Raw genomic sequence first — 12,067 nt, forward strand, 5'->3', positions numbered from 1 at the left:
GTGCGCCGCGCCTCGCGTCTCGCGCCTCGCGCCTCGCGTCTCGCGCCGAGGTGCCTGTGGCACGATGAGCGCATGTTCACGAGGCGACCGCGCGACCTGCAGTCCGACGACGACGGCCCCGGGGCCGGCCCGGCCCGCATGGGCATCGGAGCGCAGGTGTACGTGCTCGACTCCGACGAGGACGCCGCGTCGCCCTTCCCGTACGGCCCGACCGGCGTCGTGCTCCGGGCCGGCGGCTCGGCCTGGCAGGGAGTCTCCGCCATCGGCGGGTCCGCCCGCACCTGGTGGGTCGAGTTCGACTCGCCGCAGATCGACCGTGACGGCGACGGCCCCGTCGACCGTGCCCAGGTCGCCGAGCGCTTCCTCCGCCTCGCGCCCCCGCTCGCCTGAGCCGTCGGCCCCGGCTTGCTGTCTCTCCCGGTGGGGTGGTGTCGTCCCTCTCTGCGTCTTTGCGTCTCCGCGTCTCCTCGGCCCTCGACGTCACCCGTCCTCGTCTGCGCGGCCCTCGCCGAGGTCCCTCCAGCTCTCCGCGGCCCCTCGACCTCGTCCATCGATCCTGAGTGGCACGTCGACCCCGCTCCTACACTTGCGCGCGGCCCTTCGCCTCGACGCGTCCATCTCCGGGTGGCCCTTCGACGCCGCGTCACGACCTCTTCGAGCTCGCGTGCCGTCCCCTGGTCCGCTCTCCGGCCGGTCGGCAACTCCTGCTCCGTGCCGCGGAGCGGCCCCGCTGCCTGACCTGGACGCCGCGGGGCAGGAGTTGCCGACACGCGAGCCGCGTGTGCCCGCGCTGGTGTCTCACGTCAGTGACGGTGCACGCCGTCCTCCGCCGCGACTCCTCGGAGCCCCTGGGCGGCGGCACACCGTCGGCAGCTCCTGCGTGGAGACCGGCGCGGCCTCTGTTCACCCCGTCCTCGACCACTGAGCAGGAGTTGCCGACGCCCTGGCCCGGTCCCGACTGGAGGCGCCCGCGTCGGGCCGCCGACGCCACCCACGATTCCTCCCGGGCCCCTGCGCGGCGGCACCCGGTCGGCAACTCCTGCAGGCCCTGTGCGTCGCCACCCGCTCGGCAACTCCTGCAGGTGGTGGGCGTCGCCCCCCGGTCGGCAACTCCTGCAGGGCGGTGCGCGGAGCGGGGGGAGTCGCGGTGCCGGAGGCAGGGAGCAGGAGTTGCCGACACGCGTGTCGGCGCGCCGACGGCAGGAGCCGCCGACGCGGGGGACGCGGGAAGGAGGAGTCGCCGACACCCTGACAGGGACGGGGGCCAGGGGTGCGAGCCGGTCGGGCGTGAGGGGGCGTCATGGGGGTCGGCTGACGGGCTCGCGTCGACAACTCCTGCGGGTGGTGCGCGGCGTGGGTGGAGTCGCCGTGCCGGAGGCAGGGAGCAGGAGTTGCCGACAGGGATGAGGGGGCGGGGCGCGCGGCGCGCGGCGCGGTGTGGGTGTGGCCCCGAGCGTCGAGTGGCTCGCTCGCGCGCGTCGACAACTCCTGCGGGGTGGTGCGCGGAGCGGGTGGAGTCGGGGTGCCGGAGGCAGGGAGCAGGAGTTGCCGACACGGAGGAGGCGTGGGCGGAGGGCGGGCGTCGGCAGGGCGTCAGCGGGGCGGGGCGGAGCGGGGCGGAGCGGGGCGGAGCGTCGGCGGGGCGGGGCATGGGCGGAGCGGAGCGGGGCGGAGCGGGGCGGAGCGGGCCGGGGCGGGACGGGAATGCCGCGGGGGCGGCGTGCGTTCGGACAACTACATGCAAACGCATGTAGTTGAGCTAGGGTGGACACCATGCAGCTAGGGATCTTCAGCGTCGGCGACATCACGACCGACCCGACCACGGGGCGGACCCCGACCGAGCACGAGCGCCTCGAGGCGATGGTCACCATCGCCAAGAAGGCGGAGGAGGTCGGCCTCGACGTCTACGCCGCCGGCGAGCACCACAACCCGCCCTTCGTGAACTCCAGCCCGACGACCCTCCTCGCCTGGATCGCCGCGCAGACCGAGACGATCACCCTCAGCACCTCGACCACGCTCATCACGACCAACGACCCGGTCAAGATCGCGGAGGACTTCGCGACCCTCCAGCACCTCACGAACGGCCGCGTCGACCTGACCCTCGGCCGCGGCAACACCGGCCCGGTCTACCCCTGGTTCGGCAAGGACATCCGCCAGGGCATCAACCTCGCGATCGAGAACTACGCGCTGCTGCGCCGGCTCTGGACGGAGGACGTGGTCGACTGGAAGGGGCACTTCCGGACGCCCCTGCAGGGCTTCACCGCGACTCCCCGGCCTCTCGACGGCGTCGCGCCGTTCGTGTGGCACGGCTCCATCCGCAGCCCCGAGATCGCCGAGCAGGCCGCGTACTACGGCGACGGCTTCTTCGCCAACCACATCTTCTGGCCCGCCTCGCACACGAAGCAGATGGTCGAGCTGTACCGCACCCGGTTCGAGCACCACGGCCACGGCCGCGCCGACCAGGCGATCGTCGGCCTCGGCGGCCAGGTCTTCCTCGGGAAGAACTCGCAGGACGCCAAGGCCGCGTTCCGCCCCTACTTCGACCAGGCCCCGGTCTACGGCCACGGGCCCAGCCTCGAGGACTTCACGCGGCAGACGCCCCTCACGGTCGGCAGCCCGCAGGAGGTCATCGACCGGACCCTCGGCTTCCGTGAGTACGTCGGCGACTACCAGCGCCAGCTGTTCCTCATGGACCACGCCGGCCTGCCGCTGAAGACCGTCCTCGAGCAGCTCGACATCCTCGGCGAGGAGGTCGTCCCGGTGCTGCGCGCCGAGTTCGACGCCCGGAGGGCCCCCGGCGTGCCCGACGCTCCGACCCACGCCTCGCGCGTGGCCGTGGCCGCGGCCGACGCCGCCGCCCTCGACGCGCGGGCGCTCCGCGAGGCCGACCCCGTCGCCACCGGGCGCTGAACGCCGGCCGGAGCCCCGGCACGCACCAGCACCAGCACCACCACCACCACCAGCACCACAGACAGGAGCACCACCCCGTGAGCACCAAGACCGTCGTCGTCGTCAGCGCCGGGCTCAGCCAGCCCTCCTCCACGCGGCTCCTCGCCGACCGCCTCGCCGAGGCGACCGCCCGCGAGCTGCTCGTCGGCGGGACGCCCGCGCGCGTCGAGGTCGTCGAGCTGCGCGACCTGGCGCACGAGATCACCGACGCCCTGCTCACCGGGTTCGCTCCGGAGGCGCTGGCCGCGGCCCTGGAGCAGGTCGCGCGGGCAGATGGCCTCATCGCCGTCACTCCCGTGTTCACCGCGTCGTACAGCGGCCTGTTCAAGTCGTTCTTCGACGTGCTCGACAAGGACGCCCTGAGCTGGACCCCGGTGCTGCTCGGGGCGACCGCGGGCACGGCGCGCCACTCGCTCGTGCTCGACCACGCGCTCCGGCCGCTGTTCTCGTACCTGCGGGCGGTCGTGTCGCCGACGGCCGTCTTCGCCGCCTCGGAGGACTGGGGAGGGGGCGACGAGACGACGACCGGCCTGCCCGAGCGCGTCAGCCGCGCCGCCGGCGAGTTCGCCGCCCTCGTCGCCCGCCACGACACCGAGCGCGACGACCCGTTCGCCGACGTCGTGCCGTTCGCCGAGCAGCTGCGCCGCCTCGGCGGCGACACGACGCCGTAACCGGCCCCGTCGCGCCGCGCCGCGGGGCATGATCAGACGCCCCGCACGGTTCACCCCGACAGACCCAGGAGGACCCATGGCCGACACCACGCCCGCCACCGCCGACATCACGCCCGACCCCAGGCCCGACCCCACGCCCCGCACCTCCGACGCCGCGTCGGCCGCCGCCGAGCTCGACCGTTTCCGCGCCCTCCGGCACGCCCACGTCGTCGGCGCCCGCGGCCCGCTCGCCCTCGTGAACACGCAGTGGGTCGACTCGCCCCAGCCGATCTGGGGCGTGCCGGGCACGTGGGAGCCGACCCCCGCGGGCGTCTCCGGCCTGCGGGTGACGGCCGCCGCCTCCGACGGGATCGTGGTCGACGGCGACCTCGTCGACGGCTCGGTGCTGGTGTCGGGGGACGACGCGATCGCCCCGAGCAGCGTGCGGTTCTCCGACACGGTCACCGGCACCGTGGTCGCGAACGACGACCGCACGAGCTGGGCGCTCCGCGTCTGGGACGCCGCGTCGCCCGACATCGGCCGCTTCGGCGAGATCGACGCGTTCGCCCACGACCCGGCCTGGGTCGTCACGGCCGAGTTCGTCCGCAGCGAGGAGGGGGCCCAGGTCGACATCCGGCACCAGGCGGACCTCGAGCTGAGCCGGCCGAAGCCGCTGCCGGGCGTGATCCGCGTCACCCTGGGCGGCGTCGACCACGAGCTCGTCGCCTTCCCGGCCGGGCAGGGCGACCGCCTCCAGCTCGTCTTCTCCGACGGCACGACGGGCGACAGCACCTACTCCGTCGGCCGCTTCCTCTTCCCGACGCCGTCCGACGACGGCACGATCGTGCTCGACTTCAACCGGGCCGTGCTGCCGCCCTGTGCCTTCAGCTACGCGTTCAACTGCCCGGTGCCGCCGCCGCAGAACCGGCTCACGGTCGCGGTCGAGGCGGGCGAGAAGACCGTGCTCGACACGGCCGGGGCCCCGCTGCACGAGTAGCGCAGGGGCGCGGCCGGGCGGGCCCCCGTCAGGTGGCAGGATCGACGGGTGTTCATCCTCGTCCGCCGTCTCGACGACGGCGACGTCGAGCTGACGCCGTGGAGCCGCGAGGCCCCGGGCGCCTCGCTCGCCCCCGGCCCCTCCCGCACGATCGCCGACGGCGAGCTCGCCGAGGTGGTCAGGAGGCGCGAGGCCGACCCCGAGGTCGCGTCGCGGCCCCGCTGGGTCTGGGACGACACCCCGCGGTGGTACCCGCGCCTCCTCGAGGCCGGCGTCCGGGTCGCCCGCTGCGTCGACCTGCGCCTGTGCCACGCCCTGCTGCGGGCGTCGGCCGCCACCGTCGGCTCCGAGCTGCACGGGGCCCCTCGGGGGCCCTGGGACGTGCCCCAGGCGAGCGAGTCCCCGCGCGACGGGCTCTTCGACGTGCTGCCCGAGTCCCTCCCCGACCCCGCGGGCGAGTTCGCCCGCCAACGAGCGGCGATCGAGGCCGCCGGGGCGCGGGGCAGGCTCGAGCTGCTGACGGCGGCCGAGTCGACGGGGGCCCTGATCGCCGTCGAGATGCGCCACCGCGGCGTGCCCTGGTCGCCCGTCGTGCACGACCGGCTGCTCACCGAGATCCTCGGGCCGCGGCCGGCGCCGGGTGAACGACCGAGCCGCATGCGCGCCGACCTGGCCGAGGTGCGCGACGCCCTCGGGGCGCCCGACCTCAACCCAGACTCGCCCGCGGAGCTCGTCCGGGCGCTGCACGGCGCCGGCGTCATGGCGGCGTCGACGAGCAAGTGGGAGCTCGAGAGGCACGACCACCCCGTCGTCGAGCCCCTGCTGCGGTACAAGAAGAAGCAGCGGCTGCTCGTCGCCAACGGCTGGGCGTGGCTCGACGCGTGGGTGCACGACGGCCGCTTCCGCCCCGACTACGTGCCGGGCGGCGTCGTGACCGGGCGCTGGGCGACGAGCGGGGGAGGCGCGCTGCAGCTGCCGAGGGCGGTGCGCGCCGCGGTCGTGGCCGACCCGGGCTGGTCGCTCGTCGTGGCCGACGCCTCGCAGCTCGAGCCGCGCATCCTCACCGGCCTGAGCGGCGACCGGGCGATGGCCGCCGCGGGGGAGGGCGACCTCTACGAGGGCATCGTCGCGAGCGGCGCCGTCGCGAGCCGCGCCGAGGCGAAGGTCGCGATGCTCGGCGCCATGTACGGGGCGACCCAGGGCGAGAGCGGGCGCCTCGTGCCCCGGCTGGCACGGAGGTTCCCCCAGGCGATGCAGTTCGTCGAGGACGCAGCGCGGACGGGCGAGGCGGGCGGCGTGGTCAGCACGCTCCTCGGCCGCACCTCTCCCTCGCCGGCCGACGCGGCCGACGAGCTGCCGCCCGAGATGCCCCGCGCCGCGGTCGACCGCGACGCGCGTTCGTGGGGCCGCTTCACGCGCAACTTCGTCGTCCAGGGCACGGCTGCGGAGTGGGCCTTGTGCTGGATGGGCGCGCTGCGCTCCCGGGTGCACGACCGCTGGGGCCACCTCGGCGACGGCGCTCCGCACCTCGTCTTCTTCCTCCACGACGAGGTCGTGCTGCAGGCCCCCAGGGAGGCGGCGGCCGAGGTCGCCGAGATCGTCACGGAGGCCGCGGCGGAGGCCGGGCGTCTCCTCTTCGGCTCGGCGCCGGTACGGTTCCCGCTCACGGTGGCGGTGGTCGACGACTACTCGCAGGCCAAGTGACGGGCCGGCCCGCCGCGTGCGCCTCGTCCGCCCGCCCCGACGCGCCCGGGTGCACAGCTGTTACACGGTTGTGATGCACGGGCGGCATCTGCGATGATCTCCCCAGCGGGCTCGCCCGCGCACAACTGAACACGCACGAGAGCAACGATCGCAGCCGAGCTGCACCGTTCGAGAGGTCGATGGGGAAGTCGCACCTGACCGAATGGAGGAATCGTGGCTGCTGCAATGGCTCGGGGAGTGCTCTACGTGCATTCATCCCCTCGTGCACTGTGCCCACACGTGGAGTGGGCCGTCGGCCGTGCCCTCGGGCACGCCGTCAACTTCGCGTGGGTCGACCAGCCCGTGCTGAAGGGCTCCCAGCGCACCGAGTTCTCCTGGCAGGGAGACGAGGGCGCGGGCGCCCGCATCGCCTCTGCCCTCCGCGGCTGGGAGCACCTCCGCTACGAGGTGACGGAAGACCCGGGCGTCGAGAACGACGGCGGACGCTGGATGCACTCGCCCGACCTCGGCGTGTTCTTCGCGCAGACCGACACCGCGGGCAACACGGTCATCCCCGAGGACCGCATCCGGTACGCCATGGACATCGCGGGCTCGAACGCGCTCGAGCTGCACCGCGAGCTGCGCCTCGCGCTCGGGCAGGCCTGGGACGACGAGCTCGAGCCGTTCCGCCACAGTGGCGAGGGCAACCCCGTCGTGTGGCTGCACAAGGTGGGCTGACCGCTCGGCCGACCCGCGCCTCCCGGGTCACGTGACGAAGGCCGGCACCCTCGCGGGTGCCGGCCTTCGTCGTGCTCGCTGCGACGCGTCGGGTCGCGTCGCGCCGGGGTCAGACCGAGCGGAACGCGATGACCGCGTTGTGGCCGCCGAAGCCGAACGAGTTGCTGATCGCGACGATCTCGCCGTCGGGCAGGCGACGCGGCTCGCCGAGCACGACGTCGAGGTCGATCTCGTCGTCCATCTGCGTGACGTTGATCGTCGGGGGAGCGATCTTCTCCTGCAGCGCCTTGACGGTGAAGACCGCCTCGATCGCGCCGGCCCCGCCGAGCAGGTGACCGGTCGCGGCCTTCGTGGCCGACACGACGAGCTTCGAGGTGTGGTCGCCGAAGACGCGCTTGATGGCGCGGTACTCGGCGATGTCGCCCACCGGCGTGCTCGTGGCGTGGGCGTTGACGTGCACGACCTGCTCGCGCTCGACGCCGGCGGCCTCGAGCGTGGCGACGACGGCCCGCGCCGCGCCGGAGCCCTCGGGGTCGGGCGCGGTGATGTGGTAAGAGTCACTGGTCACGTCGCCGCCGATCAGCTCGGCGTAGATCTTCGCGCCGCGGGCGAGCGCGTGCTCCTCGGTCTCGAGGACGAGCGCCGCGCCTCCCTCGCCCAGGACGAAGCCGTCACGGGTGACGTCGTACGGGCGCGAGGCCGTCGCCGGGTCGTCGTTGCGCTTCGACAGGGCCTGCATGGCCGCGAACGACGCGAGCGGCATGGGGTGGATCGCCGCCTCGGAGCCGCCCGCGATGATGATGTCGGCGAGGCCCTGCTGGAGGTGCGAGTACGCGTTGGCGATGGACTCGGTGCTGGAGGCGCAGGCCGACACGACGGTGCGGGCGCCGGCACGGGCGCCGAGGCCCATCGAGATGGCCGCGGCGGGGCCGTTGGGCATGAGCATCGGGACGGTCATGGGCAGGACCCGGCGGGGGCCCTTCTCCCGGAGGGTGTCCCAGGCGTCGAGGAGGGTCCAGACGCCGCCGATGCCGGTGGCCCAGTCGACGCCGAAGCGCTCGGGCACGACCTCGGGGGAGCCCGCGTCGGCCCAGGCCTCGCGCGCGGCCGTGAGGGCGAACTGGCTGGAAGGGTCGAGCCGCTTCGTCTCGCGGCGGTCGAGCACGTCGGCCGAGGGCGTCCGCGCCTGGCCGGCGATGGTGACGGGCAGGTCGTACTTGGCGACCCAGTCCTGCTCGAGGGTCGTGATGCCGGACTGGCCGGCGAGGAGGTTGGCCCAGCTGTCGACGGCGGTGCCGCCGAGGGGCGAGGTCGCACCGATGCCGGTGACGACGATCTTCTTGGTCATGACGGTTCTCCCTGGAGTGGCGCTGTCGCCCGGCCGCGCCGAGGCACGACGGAGAGCGGCGGAACGGGTGCGCCCGGCCGGCCCCTGGGGGCCGAGCCGGGCCGCGACGTCGTTAGTCCTGCGCCTTGGTGATGAAGGTGACGGCGTCGCCGACGGTCTTGAGGTTCTTGACCTCTTCGTCGGGGATCTTCACGTCGAACTTCTCTTCTGCGTTGACGACGATCGTCATCATCGAGATGGAGTCGATGTCCAGGTCGTCGGTGAACGACTTGTCCATCTCGACGGTGTCGGTCGCGATGCCCGTCTCGTCGTTGACGAGCTCGGCCAGGCCGGCGAGGACTTCTTCGGTGGACAGTGCCATGGTGTTGTTCTCCTTGAGGGGGTGTCGTGGTGACCGAGGTAGAGCCTATACAGGCGGGGGCGAGGGGGAGGCGCGGCGCGCTACGGCAGGACGACGACCTGGGCGCCGAACACGAGGCCCGCGCCGAAGCCGATCTGCAGCGACAGGCCGCCGCTGAGCTCGGGGTGCTCCTCGAGCAGGCGGTGCGTCGCGAGCGGGATGCTGGCGGCCGAGGTGTTGCCGGTGGTCGCGATGTCGCGGCCGATCACGACGGTGTCGGGCAGCCCGAGCTGCTTGGCGAACTCGTCGATGATGCGCATGTTGGCCTGGTGCGGCACGAAGGCGGCGAGCTGGTCGCTCGTGACGCCGGCTCGTTCGAGGGCGAGCTTCGCGACCTTGACCATCTCCCAGACGGCCCAGCGGAAGACCGTGGGGCCCTCCTGGCGGAGCGTCGGCCAGGCGACCTCGCCGGCGCCCTCGCGGTACTCCTGCATGGTCGACGTCATGCCGATCGCGTCCCACTTGCTGCCGTCGGAGCCCCAGACGGTCGGTGAGATGCCGACGGTGTCGCTCGGGCCGACGATCGCCGCGCCCGCGCCGTCGGCGAGGAGGAACGAGATGGTGCGGTCGGTCGGGTCGATGATGTCGCTGAGCTTCTCGGCGCCGACGACGAGCACGTGCTCGGCGAGGCCGCTGCGCACGAACGAGTCGGCCTGGGCGATGCCGTAGGCGTAGCCCGCGCAGGCGGCGCTGATGTCGTACGCCGCGGCGGGGGCCGCGCCGATGCGCTCGGCGAGCAGGGTCGCGACCGAGGGCGTCGCGACGCCCCCGCTGACGGTCGAGACGAGCACGACGCCGATCTGGTCGGGGCGGATGCCGGCGCGCTCGATCGCCTGGCGGGCCGCCGTCTCGGCGAGGTCGACGACGTGGACGTCCTTCGAGGCGCGGACCCGGGTGATCACGCCGGTGCGCTGCTGGATCCACTCGTCGGAGGAGTTGATCGGCTCGATGATGTCGGCGTTGGGCACGACGTTCTCGCCGCGGGCGGCGCCGAGGGAGAGGATGCGCGTGTACGCCGCACCGGTGGTCTGGTTCATCTGGGGGGTGGTCATGCTGCTCCCTCGAGGAGGTCGACGGCGGCCTGGAGGTCGTCGGGGGTCTTGACGGCGACGCTGGGGACGCCACGGAGGGCACGCTTGGCGAGCCCGGTGAGGGCGCCGGCCGGCGCGAGCTCGACGATGCCGGTCACGCCCTCCGCCGCGAACGACTCCATCGTGGCGTCCCAGCGGACGGGCGAGGCCACCTGGCCCACCAGCAGCTCGACGAAGCGCGGGCCCGAGGTGACGACGGTGCCGTCGTGGTTGGTCCAGAGGCGGAGCGTCGGGTCGGCGGGCGTCACCGAGGAGGCGGCGGTGCGGAGGGCCTCGACCGCCGGCTCCATGAAGCGCGTGTGGAACGCACCGGCCACCTGCAGCGGGACGACCCGGGCCTTGGCGGGGGGCTGCTCGGCGAGGGCCGCGAGGCCGGCGAGCTCGCCGGCGACGACGATCTGTCCGCCGCCGTTGTAGTTGGCGGGCGACAGGCCCAGCTCGGTGAGGCGGGCGGTGAGCTCGTCGGCGTCGCCGCCGAGCACGGCGCTCATGCCGGTCTCGACCTGGGCCGCGGCGGCGGCCATGGCGCGCCCGCGCTCGGCGACGAGGCGGACGGCCTCCTCGTCGGTGAGGACTCCACTGACGGCTGCGGCGGTGAACTCGCCGACGGAGTGGCCGGCGACACCGCCGACGCGACCGCGGTCGACCCGGGCGAAGAGGGCGCGCGCGGTGAGCAGGCCGGCGGCGACGATGAGCGGCTGAGCCACCGCGGTGTCGCGGATGGTGTCGGCGTCGGAGGTCGTGCCGTGCGCGACCAGGTCGAGGCCGGAGGCGGTGCTCAGCGTCTCGAGGAGGCCGCGGCTCTCCGGGTCGGCGAGCCAGGGGGCGAGGAAGCCGGGGGACTGGGAGCCCTGCCCGGGCGCTACGACAACGATCACTGCTCCATCATGCCCTCGACACCGTGGGCCGTGGTGTAGCAACTCGACCAAAGATCGCGACGAGCCTTGTCGATCTCCACGAGGCCCCGCCTCCTGGGCTCGTCAGCGGCGACGCGTGACCGGGGCGTCGTGGTCGGCGATCGAGCCGAGGATGAGCGCGCTCTGGAGGATGAGTGCCTCCCGGGCGCCGGTGGCGTCCCAGCCGATGACGTCGGAGACGCGCTTGAGGCGGTAGCGCACGGTGTTCGGGTGCACGAAGAGCTCACGGGCCGTCGCCTCGAGCGAGCGCCCGTTGTCGAGGTAGCACCAGAGGGTGGTCAGGAGCTCGGTGGAGTGGTTCTTGAGCGGCTTGTAGACGCGGTTGACGAGCGTCGACCGGGCGACGGGGTCGCCGGCGAGGGCCCGCTCGGGCAGGAGGTCGTCGGCCAGGACGGGGCGGGGAGCGGCTCGCCACGACCGCGCGACCGCGAAGCCGGCGAGGGCCGCCTTGGCGCTCTTCGACGCGTCGACGAGGCTGGGCACCTCGTGGCCGAGGACGAGGTGCCCGTCGCCGAAGCCGGGCTCGAGGGCCGAGGCGATCTCCGTGAACGACGTGCGGCGGTCGGGGGCGGCCGTCTCGCCGTCCGTGTCGGTGACGACCTGCTCGGCGCGGCCGATGACGAGGACGAGCCTGCTGCCCTGCACGCCGATGAGCACGTCGGCCTCGAGGTGCCGGGCCGTGCGCCGGAGCATGTCGACGTCGAGCATCCGCGGGGCCGTGCCGACGAGGACGGAGACCTCGCCGTGCCCGTGCCAGCCGAGCGCGGCGATCCGGCTCGGCAGCTCGTCGTCGTACTCGCCGCTGAGGATCGAGTCGACGACGAGGGCCTCGAGCCGGGCGTCCCAGAGGCCGCGTGCCTCCGCGGCCCGCGCGTAGACGTCCGCCGAGGCGAACGCGATCTCGCGTGAGTAGAGCAGGATCGCCTCGCGGAGGGAGTCGTCGCCGTCCTTGACCCGTTCCTCCACGACCTCGACCGTCACGCGGATCAGCTGCAGGGTCTGCTGCAGGCTGACGCTCCGGAGCAGCTCGCGCGGAGCTGCCCCGAAGACGTCGGCGGCGATCCAGGGCGTCGACTGGGGGTTGTCGAACCAGCTGATGAACGACGTGATGCCGGCCTGGGCGACGAGCCCCACGGCGGAGCGCCGCCCGGGCGGCATGTCGCCGTACCAGGGCAGCGTCTCCTCCAGGCGCTTGATCGTCGCCGTCGACAGCTCGCCCGAGACCGTCCGCAGCCACGCGAGCGTGCGCTCCTTCGTGGCGGCGGACGGTTCCATGGGCGAGTTCGACACCCGC

General features: G+C 73.7%; 11 protein-coding genes. 6 read left to right on the top strand and 5 right to left on the bottom strand.

Annotated features, from left to right (window positions below; all coding sequences use genetic code 11):
* Positions 1-72 precede the first annotated feature (72 nt).
* The 6 genes from JOE43_RS10080 to JOE43_RS10105 all read left to right on the top strand — a co-directional run bounded on the left by JOE43_RS10080 (position 73) and on the right by JOE43_RS10105 (position 7,017).
* Positions 73-390: a hypothetical protein gene (locus JOE43_RS10080; protein ID WP_209517456.1), complete on the top strand. Its 318-nt coding sequence runs from the start codon at positions 73-75 to the stop codon at positions 388-390.
* 1,383 nt (positions 391-1,773) lie between these two features.
* Positions 1,774-2,910, top strand: a complete 1,137-nt coding sequence (locus JOE43_RS10085) for an LLM class flavin-dependent oxidoreductase (RefSeq protein ID WP_209517458.1) — start codon at positions 1,774-1,776, stop codon at positions 2,908-2,910.
* A gap of 77 nt (positions 2,911-2,987) precedes the next feature.
* A complete protein-coding gene (locus JOE43_RS10090; RefSeq protein WP_209517460.1) occupies positions 2,988-3,620 on the top strand; it encodes an FMN reductase in 633 nt (210 codons plus the stop codon).
* A gap of 76 nt (positions 3,621-3,696) precedes the next feature.
* Positions 3,697-4,596 carry a DUF1684 domain-containing protein gene (locus tag JOE43_RS10095; protein ID WP_209517462.1) on the top strand — a complete coding sequence of 300 codons (900 nt, stop codon included), beginning with the start codon at positions 3,697-3,699 and terminating at the stop codon, positions 4,594-4,596.
* A gap of 48 nt (positions 4,597-4,644) precedes the next feature.
* Positions 4,645-6,300 carry a bifunctional 3'-5' exonuclease/DNA polymerase gene (locus JOE43_RS10100; protein ID WP_307803321.1) on the top strand — a complete coding sequence of 552 codons (1,656 nt, stop codon included), beginning with the start codon at positions 4,645-4,647 and terminating at the stop codon, positions 6,298-6,300.
* A gap of 225 nt (positions 6,301-6,525) precedes the next feature.
* Complete coding sequence (locus tag JOE43_RS10105) at positions 6,526-7,017, top strand: DUF3145 domain-containing protein (RefSeq protein WP_209519173.1); 492 nt, start codon at positions 6,526-6,528, stop codon at positions 7,015-7,017.
* 109 nt (positions 7,018-7,126) lie between these two features.
* On the opposite strand, the gene fabF is transcribed toward JOE43_RS10105, so the two are convergent.
* From fabF to JOE43_RS10130, 5 genes are all read right to left on the bottom strand, one after another.
* Positions 7,127-8,365: a beta-ketoacyl-ACP synthase II gene (gene fabF, locus JOE43_RS10110; RefSeq protein ID WP_209517464.1), complete on the bottom strand. Its 1,239-nt coding sequence runs from the start codon at positions 8,363-8,365 to the stop codon at positions 7,127-7,129.
* 112 nt (positions 8,366-8,477) lie between these two features.
* Positions 8,478-8,726, bottom strand: a complete 249-nt coding sequence (locus tag JOE43_RS10115) for an acyl carrier protein (RefSeq protein WP_056054313.1) — start codon at positions 8,724-8,726, stop codon at positions 8,478-8,480.
* 80 nt (positions 8,727-8,806) lie between these two features.
* Positions 8,807-9,817 (bottom strand): beta-ketoacyl-ACP synthase III, encoded by a 1,011-nt coding sequence (locus JOE43_RS10120; RefSeq protein ID WP_209517466.1) that lies wholly within the window; start codon positions 9,815-9,817, stop codon positions 8,807-8,809.
* Positions 9,814-10,734 carry an ACP S-malonyltransferase gene (locus JOE43_RS10125; protein ID WP_209517468.1) on the bottom strand — a complete coding sequence of 307 codons (921 nt, stop codon included), beginning with the start codon at positions 10,732-10,734 and terminating at the stop codon, positions 9,814-9,816. Before JOE43_RS10125 ends, JOE43_RS10120 begins: the two co-directional genes overlap by 4 nt.
* 102 nt (positions 10,735-10,836) lie before the next feature.
* Positions 10,837-12,048 carry a CdaR family transcriptional regulator gene (locus tag JOE43_RS10130; protein WP_209517470.1) on the bottom strand — a complete coding sequence of 404 codons (1,212 nt, stop codon included), beginning with the start codon at positions 12,046-12,048 and terminating at the stop codon, positions 10,837-10,839.
* Positions 12,049-12,067 lie beyond the last annotated feature (19 nt).

It is taken from the genome of Frigoribacterium sp. PvP121 (genome assembly GCF_017833115.1).
GTDB lineage: Bacteria > Actinomycetota > Actinomycetes > Actinomycetales > Microbacteriaceae > Frigoribacterium > Frigoribacterium endophyticum.